The sequence below is a fragment of the Streptomyces sp. NPDC002785 genome (assembly GCF_040295565.1).
Lineage (GTDB): Bacteria > Actinomycetota > Actinomycetes > Streptomycetales > Streptomycetaceae > Streptomyces.
This window is the reverse complement of record NZ_JBEOVN010000024.1, coordinates 22272-37050: the sequence shown is the minus strand read 5'-3', so window position 1 is coordinate 37050 and position 14779 is coordinate 22272. Positions and strand designations below refer to the sequence as shown.

Below are 14779 nucleotides of genomic sequence, written 5' to 3'. Positions count from 1 at the left end.
CCAACCTCACGTTGATGCGTGATGAAGGACGAGGACGGCTTTCGCGATGTCGGTGATCCGGTTGGTGCTGCAGCGGAGCTTCCGCAGGAGGCGCCAGCCCTTGAGAGTCGCCATGGCCTGCTCGCCGAGGCAGCGGATCTTGGCGTGGCTGCTGTTGTGCCGGCGCTTCCATTGCTTCAGGCGGCGGCCCCGGAACGGGACCCGGACGGGTCCGCCGGCTCCTTGGTATGCCTTGTCAGCCCAGCACTTGAGCCGCGCATCGGTGAGTGCGTCGACGATGCCGTGAGCACGGGCGGCGGTCAGGTCGTGCGTGGAACCCGGAAGCGCGGGCGAGGGCGCTGTCACGTTGGCTGACAGGGTGGGAGGATCCTCGGGCTGATCACGGTGGAGGGGGTCGTCCGTGGAGGGCATGTCGCTGTCGTACAAGGGGCACCGGTATCCGGTCGAGGTGATCTCGCACTGTGTGTGGCTGTACTTCCGGTTCCCGCTCAGTTTCCGTGAGGTCGAGGAGCTGGTGCTGGAGCGCGGCGTGATCGTCTCGTACGAGACGGTCCGCCGCTGGTGCCTGAAGTTCGCTCAGCAGTACGCCAACGGACTGCGCCGCCGGCGGCCCCAGCCCGGCGACAAGTGGCATCTGGACGAGGTCTTCATCAAGATCAACGGCGAGCGGAAGTACCTGTGGCGGGCTCTGCACCAGGACGGCAACGTGCTCGACATCCTGGTGCAGAGCCGCCGGGACACAGCTGCGGCCAGGCGCTTCTTCCGCACGCTGCTGACGAAGACGGGCCGGGTGCCGCGGGTGACCGTCACGGACAAGCTCCGTTCCTACGGCGCGGCCCACCGCGAGGTCATGCCCTCCGTCGAGCACCGTTCCCACGAGGGCCTGAACAACCGGGCCGAGAACAGTCATCAGCCCACCCGGCAACGCGAACGGCCGATGAAAAGCTTCCACAGCGTGGGCGCCGCGCAGCGGTTCCTGTCCGCATTCAGCGGCATCTCACCCCACTTCCGGCCCCGCCGCCACCTGATGACAACGCCGTCTCAAGCGATACCTGGCCCGCGAGATCTACCAGTACATCAAGGCCAAGCAACCACCCGCAAAAGCGACTTGACGAACTATAGGAGTGTCAACGCGCTCATGGAGTCCACGATCGGCCTGTTCAAGACCGAACTGATCAAGCCCGGGCGCCCCTGGAAGACGCTCTCCCAGGTCGAACTGGCCACCGCCGAGTGGATCGACTGGTACTGCCACCGCCGGCTCCACGGTGAGATAGGGCACATCCCGCCCGTCGAATACGAGAGCAACTACTACCTCGCCACCACGAAACCCCAGGTCACAACCACAATCTGAGATCTCTACCGAACCCGGGGCGATTCACTCAACCGATTCGGTCGTTGCTTTCATCCGTCTCATGCTGCTGGGCCAAGACGTCGTCAACTAGTTCCTTAGAGCTGGCGGCAGCCTGCAAGTCATAGGCATAATCCTCCGCTTCCTCAGAAGCCAGGGAGGTGAGAATATCGATTGCTTCGACAAGCTCGTCTCGAGCCCCGGCCAATCCGTCGCCGAGTCCGATCTTCAGTTGAGCGAGATGGACGAGGGCTTGGGCGAGGGGGCCTCTGGCTGCTGAGCTTTCCTCTGCCCAGCGTCGATGGATGAGGACCATCTCCTCGGCAGGAGGAAGGCTGTCGGGAAAGCGGCCCATCTCTGATAGCACCAGTTCCACGCTATCGGATCTCTGTGAAGGCGTGGCCGTGGCCTCGCCCGGCATGACGGCGGGCGGCCCAGGCACCAGGCGCGTCGCGAGCGCCCTCAGCTTGTCGAGCTCCTCCGGGGACAGGACCGGGGCCCGCCCCCCGGGGACGTGCCACAGCAGCTTCCCGAACAGGCTGGCGCCTTCCGGGCCGAACATCTCCATCCAACTCGCGGTGATGCCATCCTGCGCCATGATGGCCTGGCAGGCCCGGCGGTCCCGCTGAGCGGGGTCCTCCACCACGACCTCCTCGAGGTTCGGGACCACAAGCGTCACTTTCAGCCCAGGGACACGGGGCAGCCGTCGACGCCCCGTCTTCTCAGCACGCGCGTTCTTCGCCAAACGCTCCTCCAGCGGCTGGCGGGCGTCCGCCGGTCCGTACATCGCCCCGCGCCCATCCAACGCACTCGCCCGCCGCACGCGTGACACGTGCAGCCGGATCCCCGTCACTCGGCGCACCTGTGCTCGGAAACGGAGCTGGCGTAGTCGCCGCCTCTGTGCCTGCCACTTGCGCTCACGGCGTGCGGCGGCCAGCTCGGCCGACTCCGTCATCAGGGCCCACCCGTGCTCCGTTGCCCCGACGTCCCACATCTTGTCCGCGGCCTCGAACAGCACGTGTTCCACGGCCGCGCCGAACTCCTCAGGTCGCTCGCGAGCCAGCTCCCGGTATAGCAGCAGCGCCCGGTAGGCGGTACGCGCGGCCTCGTTGCTTCGACCCGCCTGTTGCAGAACCTGTGCCCGGGTACGCACCACCCGCGCCAACTGTGTCCGGTAGATGACAGGTTGGTCCTCGGCGAGCTGCAAGGTCAACCGCAGGCACTCGTCGACGACCTCCACGGCACTCTCCCCGTGTCCCGCCGCCGACAGATCAAGGGCCTGATTGTGCAGCGACTCCGCGAGGCCTGACAGATACGCGTCGGGGTGGACCTGGGCGAGCCTGCGCCGGATCAGGACGGCCTCGGTGCTCACCTCCAGACTCCACTCGCCGGGGATACGCCGGTTGGCCAGGTTGTGCAACGCCCCGGCGAGCAATGCGAGATGCTGCCGACTGGGGCGCACCCTCACCACCCGGCGCAGCAGGTCCACGGCCTCCTCGACGGCGAGGTGCGCTTCCATGCGCTGCCCCGTCACGTGCAGGACAACGGAGAGGTTACTGAGCGCACGGGCGAGCGTTGCCACGGGAGCCACTGGATCAACGGTCGGCGCGTCGTCGACTTCGGCGGCCACCAGTCGGCGGCCCACCAGCACTGCCTCCACGCAGTCCGCCAACGCCTCGGGGAAGCACCGCAGTTCGCCCAAGGCCGGGGCACGCACCGCCAACGACTCGGTGAGCAGCGGCAGATACGTCGCCGGATCCTGCCGTGCGAGACCCCGGTATAGGCGCACGGCGCGCCCGCTGTACTCCAGGGCCTCGGGCCAGCGCCGTACCGCCGAGAGACGTACCGCGAGATTGTGCTCGGCCCGGGCCAGGTTGGCGCGCACCCGCGCCGGGGCGAGGGCGATGTCCGCCCCGGAGAGACGTGCCCGCCGCCGGTGCAGGGTCGCGATCCGCTCGGCGATGCCGAGGGCTTGCTCGCCCAGGAGCCGGCTGCGGTCGGGCACCGCGGCGTGCAGCCCTTCCAGGATTTCCGGTGACAGGTCCTTGCGCCCGGCCAGGCGGCGCAGCGCGTGCAACAGGAAGTCCGGGTTCTCGGCACGGCCCGCTACCAGGGCGGCAGGCACGGCCAGTGAGCCAGGGTGCGCGGCGATGAGCCGGGCAGTACGCTGCGCGAGATCGGGGCAGGGGCAGTGGGGCTGCGCCGCGGCGCGAGCGAGGACCATGAGGGCCCGCAGGGCCTCCGGACCTTCCAAGTGCGGCAGCAGCTCCTCCAACAGGCCCTCGCCGCGCTCCACTTGACGTGCCACGTGGTACTCGCCGAGTACGTCGGGCTCCAGCGTGCCCCAGTATGATCCTTCGGTCGCCGGGTACAGCTCGTGCAGCCACTCCGCCGCAGCGGCGGCCCGCTCGCCGTCCGCGTGGCCGATGGCCGGCAGCAGTGAAAGCAGTGCCCGGGCGCGCTCGCGACCGGTTGCCCGCGTAAGGGTGGCCATCGCCACGGCGTCGGCGATCGCACTTGCCGAAAGCCCCTGGAGCGGGGGCCACCGGGCGGCGGTGCGAGTCCAATACCGCTGTTCATGCGCGAGCAGTTCCCGGGAGACATCACGGTCGCCCGTCCGGCAGTGCGGCCCCGGAGTGCCGTCGGCCGCTTCCAGGAGGTCGAGCAGGGCCCGCATCTGCAGGTGGAGCGCGGAGCCCCGCCCGTCGTCCCGGTACGGCGCGGCCCGGGTCGCCCTGGCGACGGCCGGCCAACCGACGGCTTCGTAGCCCACGAGGCGCGGCAGCTGACGGGCGAGTCCGGTCAGTGCCGCGCGGAAATGCTGCTCGCGCACCGTCCGCGTCGGAGCGAGCGCGCGCAGCTCGACGGTGCGCGCCCCGCCGAGGACCCCGGCGCTGCGCGGAGTGGCTCCGGGCAACTGCTCCCACCACTCGCCCGCGCTGCGCGCGATGAGGACGAGACGGATCGGATGAGGCCCGGCGCGCGCCGTGAGCGTCTCCAGTACGTCGCCGACCAGGGCGGGGCTGGTCTCTGCGTAGTCGAGGACGATCAGCATCCGGTGGTCAACGGCCGCGAGGGCGCGGAGCCCGCGGATGAGGTCGGCGCGATCGGCGCCGGACTCGCGCAGTTGCGCGGTGACCCAGCCGTCGACGGCGAGGCGGTGGGAGAGTTCGCGGGCGAAGCGGGTCTTGCCCTGACCGCCGGGTCCGGTGACCAGGCGGGTGGCGAGTCCGCCGCCCGCGCACCAATCCTGGAACTCCCGCAGCTGCTCCGCCCGCCCCGCGAAGGGCACCGCCTCGGTCTGCGGGCGCAGCAGTTCGGAGGGGGACTGCGGAGGGCGGTTCGGCGCGATCGGTTCGCACAGAGGGGTCAGCTCGACTGCCTCGGCGACAGGCGTGTGGTCGAGCCGGGACTCCAGGACGGCAAGGAGATCCGGCTCGGCGAGGATCCGGTGCACTGGTATGGCCTCCAGTTTCCCGTGCCGCCAGTGCGCGGAGTCCGCAGCGACGACCCCGCACAGCAACTCCTCCCCGCACAGCAACTCCTCCCCCCACAGCGCCGCCCCGGAGAGCCCGCTCCACGGCGAGGCGCCCAGGTTCTCGGGCGCCCGGTCCGCCGAGAGCACCCAGCGCCCCTCGACCATCCGATCGCCGGGGCTGACCGTCCCCGACACCTGTGCCGTCTCCAGGCCGGAAACTGCGCCCTGCCTCTGCGCGCTCTGCACCTGCGCGAAGCCGAGGGTGTGCGCCGGTTGTCCGGCCTTCAGCGTCACCCACCGCCCGAACCGTACGGGGGTGTCGACGATGTCACGCGGCCAGTGTTCGGGGACCACCTCGACCACGGCGGCGTCGAGGCCCGCGTTGCGCCCGTCCCAGATCACCTCGGCGGGGACCGTGCGCTTCGATGTCAGGAGCTGAACGCGCACCTGTACGCCAGAGAGCGTCATCGCCGCTCCGCGCGGCTGCAGGGCGTGTCCGGCCGTCAGCACGAGGCGCGGACCGATTACGCACCCTGAACTGACCCGGGAATGCTTGCCCTTGACGCTCGCGCGAACGGCGGCGAGGCGGCTTCTGTTCATGCCTCGGGCGGGGTGAACAGGGGAGCGTCCGCATCGCCTCCGGGATCGTCGTCAGGGTCGTGCGAGATCTCCACCGGCGTGCCGTCGGCCCGTTTCGGGGTCAGCGACAGCGTCACCCTGTGTGTACGGGTCCGCCCGGCTCTGCCCTCCGCGTCCGCGGCGACGACCCAGGCCCTGAATCCCGCCTTTACGGCGACGTCCCTGCGCATTTCCACGGCGAACTCCATGCCGATGGGCCCGACTTCGAACCGCAGCTCGTCGTCGGCCCCGGCAGCGGCGGCGCGCATCAGCTCATCCCGTATGAGCGCCACCGCTGCCGCTAGTTCGATCTCCTCGGCCATCGTGCTCCCTCAACGGTGCGCGGCGGGTCACGGGGGCAGCGGCGAGGGCGGTACCCGTGAAGCACGGGTACCGCCCATAAGTGCTGTGATAGACAGACTACTTTACGTTTGACTGGCCGTCACCGGCAGCGACGACCGCGCGGTGGGGGTATGGGACCTCAGTCCGTTCCCCACCCGCGAAGCCCATCGTGGCGATCCTCTTGTGGACCACGTCCGCACGGATCTTGCCCTGCGAACGGACCACCAGCTCCTCGATCTTCGACAGATAGTCGTCGATCGCCCTCGCCCGGTGACGCCGCTGGTCAGGGTGCTACCCGGCCGCCCTCATCTTCACATAGCGGGGGAGGGTGGTCTGGTCCGGCTGTCGGCCGGACTGGAGCCCGTCCTCGCGGCACGTATCGGGTCTGCCCTGACCAATTCGGCTGTGGTGGGAGACCGCCGGGCGCAGGGGGAGACGTACACGCGGGTGGAGACCGACATGGTCGTCGAGGTGTTGGCCGGGTCGGGGCGGCACGGCATTCTCACCGTGATCCGACTGCGGTGAGGATGCCACGCCCGACTCCCAATTAGGGAGCGACCTCGTACTTCACGACGGTGTCGGAGCAGCCCTTGGCGAGCTTCTCCAGCGCCGCCCGTTCCTTGTCGTCCGCGGTGAGCTTCCACCGCAGCTTGGTGCCCACCCAGTCGGCGCCGTAGGTGCACTGAGCGGACGCGGCCGGCGGGAGCCACTCGGACGGGTCTCGGTCTGCCTTGGACCGGTTAGTCTTTGCGGTGACGGCGACCAGCGACCTGTCGGCGTCAAGGTCGTTCGCATACTGCTCGCGCCGGTCCGCATCCCATTTCGAGGCCCCGGAGTCCCATGCCTCGGCCAACGGTACGACGTGATCAATGTCGAGCTTGGTGGCTGCGTCCACGGTGACCTCGTCGTAGTACGACAGCCACTCGCCCCTGGTCAGTGCACACCGTGCTCCCTGGTCGGGTGCCTTGACCGCCTCGGCGATCAGGACTTCCTTTCGGGTGTCGCACCTGTCCTTGTCGGCGTCGACCCACAGGCGGAAGCTGTCGCGCTCGTACCCAGTGCGGTCCTCATCCCCGGCCGGGATCTTCGCGATGGCCTCGGCCAGAGACAGGTCGCTTCCCGCAGGAGCGCCTGGTGCTGCGGACGCCTTGCCCGACTGGGAGGCGGGGGCCGACGGCTTGGAGTCGGATCCTGAATTCGCTACGCCTGGATTGCACCCGACGAGTGACGCGATGAGGAGGGCGGTAGTGATCGGGGCGACGGGGGCGAGGCGACGTGCTGTCACGGAGGTACTCCAGCTGGTCAGGGGCTGATGCGCCCTCATGATCGCAGAAGTGATGGTGTGGTGACAGACGGTCAAATGTGCAGGTGGTAAGTCTTGCTGCCCGGTGGTGGCATCGGCTTCGAGGTGAGGTCACCACCGGGCTCGTCCAGCGTGGCACGAGGTACTGACAGCAAGTGCTACGCCAGCTTGGCGACCGGGATGCGAAGCTCGGGGTCCGGCTCGACCACGCAGGGAGCGATTCGCTTTTCCCGCGCGCAGAGGGCGGAATCGGTCGCGTCGAGGAGGGCGTTGCCGTCCTGGTCGCGAACGAACTCGGTGTAGTTGATGAGGTGCTGCCCGTCGGAAGTTTTGCTGATGCTGAGGGGCGACTCTTCGGGTACGCAGTTGGGGTCGATGCCGTTGGCGCGCAGCCAACCGAGGAGAGCGGGGAGTGCTGGGGGCGTGGTGGAAGGGGTCATGTGTCCATGCTGGGCCCGGGTTGACGGTTCATTGCCCCCGGTCGGGTGCGGGCCTCGGCTGCGCAAAGGGGGCGCTGCCCGGCGGAGGAGGGGGAGTTCGTTGTGCCGTGGGTGAAGCCGTACGTGTGCAGGGACGGAATCCGTGAACCCGTGGACCACTTCGGCTTATGAGGGTGCGGAGGGTGGCCGCATCCGGTGAGGATGCGCCACCGTCTTGGGCGCCGCGCTGGAACGCGGTGATGCCTGAGCTGCTGGACCGTACCTTGATCTTGAATCAGCGGCACCTGCTGCACGCCCTACGCGAAGTTCGAGGACTTCTACAACTCCCATCGGCTCCATCAGGGCATCGACAACGCCCGCCCTCTGTACCCGTCGCCGGTCCCGATCAGCGATCCGGAGCAGATCGCTCGCCTCGACATACAAAGACGTGAACGGCTCGGCGGCATCCTCCACGAGTACCAACATGCCGGCCGGCAGTACGTCACAGCCGCCGCAGAAGCACCCACAACTCATCCGGCACCAGCTGCTCGCTACTCAGCGGCAGCCGCCCCATGCGGTACTGGGAGAAGAACCTTTCTTCGTCTATCTGTTCAGTTTCATAGCTAAGCTCGTTTATCAGGAAAGCCGCCCGTAACACCCTTCCAGGTGGTTACCGTCTGCGTTTATGCGGATCTTGCACACCTCGGACTGGCATCTGGGCCGTCAACTGCATCGGGTGCCCCTCCTCGCGGAGCAGCGCACCTTCCTTGAGCACCTGCTGGACACGGTGCGCCAGGAACACGTCGAGGCGGTGGTTGTTGCGGGCGACGTTTTCGACCGCGCCATCCCGCCCCTGGACGCGATTGACCTGTTCAATTGGGTCCTCGGAGAGCTTGCCGACCTCCAGGTGCCGCTCGTCATGATCAGCGGGAACCATGACTCGCCGCGCCGCCTGGGAGTCAACTCCCGGCTGATCGAGCGCGCCGGGATCCACCTGCGCACCAGCGTGGAGGACTGCGCCCGCCCCGCCGTCCTGCACGACGAACACGGACCGGTCGCCTTCTACGGCCTGCCCTACCTCGAACCCGGCCTGGTCCACACACATCTCGGGGCGGAGAAGCCCAGCCACCACGCGGTTATCAGCGCAGCGATGGACAAGGTCCGCACCGATCTCGCGGCCCGCCCGGACCACACCCGGTCCGTCATCCTGGCCCACGCCTTCGTCACCGGAGCGGACACCAGCGACAGCGAGCGCGACATCACCGCCGGCGGCGTTCCCTCGGTCAGTGCCTCCGTCTTCGCCGGGGTCGACTACGTAGCACTGGGGCACCTGCACCGCTGCCAGCAGATCAGCGAACGCATCCGCTACAGCGGATCCCCGCTGGCCTACTCCTTCTCCGAGGCCGGCCACCCCAAGGCCACGTGGCTCATCGACCTGGACGCCGACTCCGCCCTGACGGCCCGCAAAATCCTCTGCCCCGTGCCCCGTCGCCTGCGTCAACTGACCGGCACATTGAACGACCTGCTCACCCAACCCGAGCACACCGAGTACGAAGAATGCTGGCTGCACATCACACTCACCGACACCGACCGGCCCCACATGGCCATGGAACGCCTGCGCCAGCGCTTCCCCCACGCATTGAAGCTGAGCTTCTCCCAGCAGCAGACCACCGAGGAAGAGTCCTACCGCTCCCGCGTCAACGGCCGCAGCGACCACGAGATCACCCTCGGCTTCCTCGACCACGTCACCGGCGTCCCCGCCACCGTCCCGGAGCAGAACCTGCTGCAAGAAGGACTCGAGAGCGTCCGCACCGCAGCCGCCGCACGAGAGGCCAGCTGATGTACCTCCACCACCTGACCGTCCAGGCATTCGGACCCTTCGCCCGCACAGAATCCGTCGACTTCGACGCTCTGACCAGCAACGGCCTCTTCCTGCTGCGCGGTGACACCGGGGCCGGGAAGACCAGCATCCTGGACGCCGTCTGCTTCGCCCTCTACGGCACCGTGCCCGGGATCCGCCCCACCCACCGCCTGCGCAGCGACCACGCCCCCACCGACACCCGCACCCACGTCATCCTGGAGTTCAGTGCAGCCGGCCGCCGCCTCAAGATCACGCGAAAGCCCAAGCAGTCCTACCCCAGCAAACGTGCGAAGACCGGCACCGCTACTGCCGAGGCAACCGTCGAGCTGCACCAGCGGACCAGCACCACTGACGGTGTCGCAGGGTGGGAACCGGTCAGCGCCAACCACCAGGACACCGCCATGGAGATCGAAGCGGTCCTGGGACTGTCCAAGGAACAGTTCTGCCAGGTCGTCCTCCTGCCGCAAGGCGACTTCGCCACCTTCCTGCGGTCCGACGCCAAAGACCGCGCCGTGCTGCTGCGCCGGCTTTTTGACACCGGACGCTTCCAAGAACTGCAGGCATGGCTCACCAACCGAAGTAAAGCCACCAGGAAGGACCTCGACGAGGTCACTACCGCCCTGCAGCAGCTCAGCGAACGCATCCACCAGGAAGCCGGCCCCCTCCTTCACCGGGAGGGCACCGGTGCCGACGAGCCAGCCCGACCCGACGTCCAGCACCCTGCTGACGTCCTGCCCTGGGCCCAGCACCTGCGCACCCACGCCCGCAACGCCCACGCAGCAGCGGTGGCCGCCGAGGAACGCAGCGACACGGAACACCAGCACGCCAAGACCGAACACCAGCGCACCCACGAGCTCGCCAACCACCAAACCCAGCACGCGCAGGCCCAGGCGCGACGTGCAGCTCTCGATGACAAGGCCACCGACCACCCGCGGCTCCGCGAGCAACTGGACAGCGGCCGGCGCGCCGAACGGCTGCACCCCCTCCTGAACACCGTGAAGCACACTTCACTTGCCCTGGGCACGGCCACGACCGCCGAGCACGATGCCCGCATGCTGCTGTCCGACGAGCACCGTCATGCCGGAATTCCCCAGCTGCGGGTCGTCCTCGAGCAGCACCACGCAGAGAAGGGCCGTGTCGAAGGGCTGCTGCCCGACGAACAGCACCACACACAGCTCGGCGCCCAGATCACCGAGCTCCACACCAAGGAAGAGCAGGCAAGCGCCGACCTCGAGGAGGCCGGACAATGGCTGGCCGCATGGCCTGCCCTGGAGGCCGAACACACCGGCCGACTCGGCGACATGACCAAGGCCGCCGACCAGGTACCTCAACACGAGCAGGACATTCAGACACTCAACGCCCACCTCAAAGCCGCACGCCGCCGCGACACCCTCACCAGCGAGCTCTCCTCAGCCGCAACAGCGGAAACCGACCACGCCGCTGAAGCCCTCGAGGCCAAAAAGCAGTGGCTGGACCTGCGCGAACGCCGCCTGGACGGCATGGCCGGGGAGCTCGCAGCCGAACTCACCGACGGGGCCCCGTGCTCGGTATGCGGCTCACCCGACCACCCGCAACCAGCCCAACGCCAACCCGACCAACCCACACGCGAGGACGAGGACAAAGCCCGCACCCTCCACGAACAGGCCGACACCCTGCACACCCAGGCCAGCAGCCACCGCAACGACCTCGCCACCCAGCACGCCAAAGCGGCCGGAGAAGCAGGCCCCACCCCCAGTGACGAGCTCAAGGCACAGCTCAAAAAGGCCCAGAAAGCCCACCGGGCCGCATGCGACGCAGCCGCCGCGCTGCCCTCGGCTCAGGAGTCACTGGCCCGACTCCGCACAGAGCACGACACGCGCACCCAACAACACCAGGAAGCCCAGGACCGTGTGACCGAATGCCAGGCACGCACCAAGGCCCTGGCCCAGCAGCAGAGCACCCTGGCCGACACACTGGCCGCTGCACGCGGCACCGCCACCACCCTCGGCAAGCGAGCAATCGAAATCGGCCGCGCCGCGGAGCGTCTGTCCGACGCCATCGAGGCCGCCCAGACGGCAGCCGAGGCAGCCGCCCGCCACTGTGACGCGACGGCCACCGCCACGGACACCGCCCGCGACGCCGGGTTCCCCTCCCTCGACGAGGCCACCGCCGCCCTCCAGGACCCAGCGCTCCTTGAACAGTGGAGTCAAGAACTCGACCAGTGGGGCAAGGACGATGCCGTCGTCACCGACCTCCTGAAAACCCCGAACCTGCTGGAGGCCGGCCTTCAGCCCCCCGCCGACGCACAAGCCGCGGCCAAAGTCCTGCTCGAAGCCGAAGACCGTATGAAGAAGACCGCAGCTGCCCGTCAGCAGGCCGATCACCGTGTCACTGCCCTGACGGCCCTGATCTCCACCCTCGAGGGCCACCTCAGCGACCTGGAACCCCTGCAGGCCCGCCACGCCCTGGCCGACCGCCTGGCCAGCATCGCCTCCGCCACCACCACCGCCAACACCCTCAGCATGGAGCTCGAGGCCTACGTCCTGGCCGCCCGCCTCGAAGAGATCGCCGACGCAGCCAACATCCGGCTGCAGGCCATGACCTCGGAGCGCTACCTCCTCCAGCACAGCGCCGACAAGGACGCAGGCCGACGCGGACGCCTCAAGTCCGGCCTGGGGCTGAGAATCCTCGACACCTGGACCGGCACCGAACGCGAAACCTCCACCCTCTCCGGCGGCGAAACCTTCACCGCCTCCCTCGCCCTCGCCCTCGGCCTGGCCGACGTCGTCACCCAGGAAGCCAGCGGCCGCCCGCTGGGAACCCTGTTCATCGACGAAGGCTTCGGCACCCTGGACGAACAGAACCTGCAAGAAGTCATGGACGTCCTGGACCAACTACGCGCCGGGAACCGGGCCGTGGGCATCGTCAGCCACGTCGCCGAACTCAGCCGCCGCATCCCCAGCCAGCTCAACGTGATGAAACACCGCAACGGCTCCACACTGCGCCCGTTGATCAGCACCGATCTGTAACGTCAGAGCCACCGGACAGGGGAGCACCCACCAGCACCACCCCCGCCCCACCGGGGCAGCCGCATCCGCGGCGCGAAACAAGACACCGTCCCGACTAAGAACCGGCCAGGAGAGTATGCCGACCGCCGCGATCGAGCTCCGCCCCCATCAGAAGGAAGCCGTCACCGCGGCGGTCAAAGTGCTGCGCACTTATCGGCGGGCGAGTGTGATCGCGGCGTGCGGTACTGGGAAGACGCTGATCGCGGCCCGGACCACGGCCCGTGTGGCCCCGCGCGGGCGGGTCCTGGTCCTGGTCCCGACCCTGGACCTGCTGTCCCAGACGGTGCGTTCCTGGCACACCGCCGGCCACACCGGCCCGGCAATGGCTGTGTGCTCGGCCCGCCAGGCCATGGAGCACCCCTCGGCCGGCAACCTCCCGATGACGACGAAGCCGGCCGAGCTGTCCGAACTGGCCCCGCCTACCGGCCCGGTGACCGTCTACGCCACCTACGCCTCCCTACCCACCGTCATCCGCGCCCACCGCGACCACCACCTGCCCCCCTGGGACCTTGTCGTCGTCGACGAGGCCCACCGCACGGCCGGCCGCCTCGGAAAGGCCTGGGCCGGGATCCACCACGACGAACAGGTGCCCGCCGCCCGCCGCCTCTATCTCACGGCGACGCCCCGCATCTGGGACCCTGACACCGACCACAGCGATATCCCCGTGGCCTCCATGGACGACGAAGCGCTTTTCGGCCCGGTCGCCTGGCGTCTCACACTTTCCGATGCCATCGATCTCGGTATCCTCGCCGACTACCAGATCCTCGTTCCCGTCATCCAGAACGCCGACTTGCGCGACTGGCTCGCCACCAGCCCAGGCGCCGGTGCCGATGGCCTGCGCCTGGCCGGACATCAGGTCGCCGTCCTCAGAGCCATCCACGACCACCAGCTGCGCCGCGTCCTGACCTTCCACCACCGCGTGGCTGACGCCCGCGCATTCGCCACCACCCTCCCCGACACCGCAGCCGCCCTCCCCACAGACCTGCAGCCCGAAGGCCTGTGGGCGCAGTGGATCAGCGGCACCCACCCACCCCGCACCCGCCGCCGTATCCTCCTCGACTTCGCCACCCACACCCACCCCGAACAGCCCGCCGTCCTTTCCAACGCACGCGTCCTGGGCGAAGGCATCGACGTCCCCGCCATCGACGCCGTCGTCTTCGCCGACCCCAAGAACAGCCCCGTCGACACCGTCCAAGCCGTCGGCCGCGCCCTCAGACAGACCCCCGGCGCCGGCAAAAAGGCCACCCTGATCGTCCCGGTCTACCTCACCCCCGACGAAAACCCCGACGACCTCCTCGGCGCCGACGCCTACACCCCCCTGTGGCGCACCGTCCAGGCCCTGCGCGCCCACGACGAACGCCTCACCGCACGCCTCGCCGACCCCCGCACCCACCGCCCCACCCACACCACCGACGACCCCGGCGCCTGGCTCCACTTCGAACGCCCCACCCAGCAAGAAGAAGTCGCCCTCGCCCTCACCCTGCGCGTCCTCAACCCCAAAAGCGCCGAATGGCGCCGCGGACTCACCGCAGCCCGCCGCTACCACCGCACCCACCACCACCTCGACGCCCCCCAGACCCACGAAGACAGCGACGGCTACCCGCTGGGCCGCTGGCTCACCTGGCAACGCCATCTCCACACCACCGGAGCCCTCGACCCCGCCCGCACCACCGCCCTCGAACGCCTCGGCATCATCTGGGACCTCCGCCAGCAAGCCTTCGACCGCGGCCTCACCCACGCCACCGCCTACGCGGCCCTGCACGGTCACCTCGCAGCTCCTGTCGACCACCACCACGACGGCTTCGCCCTCGGCCGGTGGCTCGCCACCCAACGCAAACGCGCCGACCACCTCACTCCGACCCGCGCTCAGGCCCTCCAGGACCTGGACCCGCACTGGAACCCGCCCTGGCCCCTGACCTGGCACCGCGCCTATCACACTGCCCGCACACACCACGCAGCCGGTCTCCACCTGCCCGACGTGCCCCAGGACTACGTCACCGATGACGGACACCGCCTGGGGGAGTGGCTGCACAATCAGCGCCTCCACCCCGAGCGCCTGCACCCCACCCGGCAGCATCTCTTGGCCGATCTCGGGCTGATCCAGAACACCGAGCCGCCCGCAGAGAAGCGGAAGCCGGCTGTCCGCAAGCCAGAGCAGAACCTGGCCGCCGCCCGCGCCTTCCACCACAGGGAAGGACACCTCGACGTCCCCCAGCGCCACATCGAGCACGTCGACGGCGAACCCGTACGACTCGGGCAATGGATCAGTAACGCCCGGCGTCGCAAGGAAAGTCTGCCCGCAGACCGGATCCGCGCACTCGACGCCCTGAACATGCGCTGGTAGCCATGGTCCGGGCCTTTGT

Annotated in this window: 9 protein-coding genes and 2 pseudogenes; 5 read left to right on the top strand and 6 right to left on the bottom strand. The window is 68.8% G+C overall.

The features are described from left to right. Window positions 1-6 precede the first annotated feature (6 nt). Window positions 7-411 (bottom strand): transposase family protein, encoded by a 405-nt coding sequence (locus tag ABTZ94_RS09415; protein WP_351199111.1) that lies wholly within the window; start codon window positions 409-411, stop codon window positions 7-9. Here ABTZ94_RS09415 and ABTZ94_RS09410 point away from each other — a divergent pair. Continuing rightward, window positions 410-1015, top strand: a pseudogene (locus tag ABTZ94_RS09410) (IS6 family transposase); the annotation flags it as partial. The gene ABTZ94_RS09415 and the pseudogene ABTZ94_RS09410 overlap by 2 nt on opposite strands. Window positions 1016-1027: 12 nt before the next feature. Further along, on the top strand, window positions 1028-1351 hold the full coding sequence (locus tag ABTZ94_RS09405; RefSeq protein ID WP_351199145.1) for an integrase core domain-containing protein: 324 nt from the start codon (window positions 1028-1030) through the stop codon (window positions 1349-1351). A 28-nt stretch (window positions 1352-1379) separates the two neighbouring features. Here the strand turns inward: ABTZ94_RS09405 and ABTZ94_RS09400 are convergent, their stop codons facing one another. The 5 genes and pseudogenes from ABTZ94_RS09400 to ABTZ94_RS09380 all read right to left on the bottom strand — a co-directional run bounded on the left by ABTZ94_RS09400 (window position 1380) and on the right by ABTZ94_RS09380 (window position 7529). Then, entirely contained in the window at window positions 1380-5294 is a 3915-nt protein-coding gene (locus tag ABTZ94_RS09400; RefSeq protein WP_351199109.1) for a hypothetical protein, read from the bottom strand. A gap of 128 nt (window positions 5295-5422) precedes the next feature. Next, window positions 5423-5767 (bottom strand): trypco2 family protein, encoded by a 345-nt coding sequence (locus tag ABTZ94_RS09395; protein ID WP_351199107.1) that lies wholly within the window; start codon window positions 5765-5767, stop codon window positions 5423-5425. Window positions 5768-5927: 160 nt separating this feature from the next. Further along, a pseudogene (locus ABTZ94_RS09390) lies at window positions 5928-6125 on the bottom strand (IS21 family transposase); the annotation flags it as partial. A 208-nt stretch (window positions 6126-6333) separates the two neighbouring features. Next, a complete protein-coding gene (locus tag ABTZ94_RS09385) occupies window positions 6334-7071 on the bottom strand; it encodes an HNH endonuclease family protein (protein ID WP_351199105.1) in 738 nt (245 codons plus the stop codon). 176 nt (window positions 7072-7247) lie between these two features. Further along, window positions 7248-7529, bottom strand: coding sequence for a hypothetical protein (locus ABTZ94_RS09380; protein ID WP_351199103.1), 282 nt, complete (start codon window positions 7527-7529; stop codon window positions 7248-7250). A gap of 664 nt (window positions 7530-8193) precedes the next feature. Here ABTZ94_RS09380 and ABTZ94_RS09370 point away from each other — a divergent pair. From ABTZ94_RS09370 to ABTZ94_RS09360, 3 genes are all read left to right on the top strand, one after another. Beyond that, window positions 8194-9348, top strand: coding sequence for an exonuclease SbcCD subunit D (locus tag ABTZ94_RS09370; RefSeq protein ID WP_351199101.1), 1155 nt, complete (start codon window positions 8194-8196; stop codon window positions 9346-9348). Then, window positions 9348-12377: an AAA family ATPase gene (locus ABTZ94_RS09365; protein WP_351199099.1), complete on the top strand. Its 3030-nt coding sequence runs from the start codon at window positions 9348-9350 to the stop codon at window positions 12375-12377. Before ABTZ94_RS09370 ends, ABTZ94_RS09365 begins: the two co-directional genes overlap by 1 nt. Before the next feature lie 115 nt (window positions 12378-12492). After that, window positions 12493-14760: a DEAD/DEAH box helicase gene (locus ABTZ94_RS09360; RefSeq protein ID WP_351199097.1), complete on the top strand. Its 2268-nt coding sequence runs from the start codon at window positions 12493-12495 to the stop codon at window positions 14758-14760. The last annotated feature ends 19 nt before the right edge of the window (window positions 14761-14779 follow it).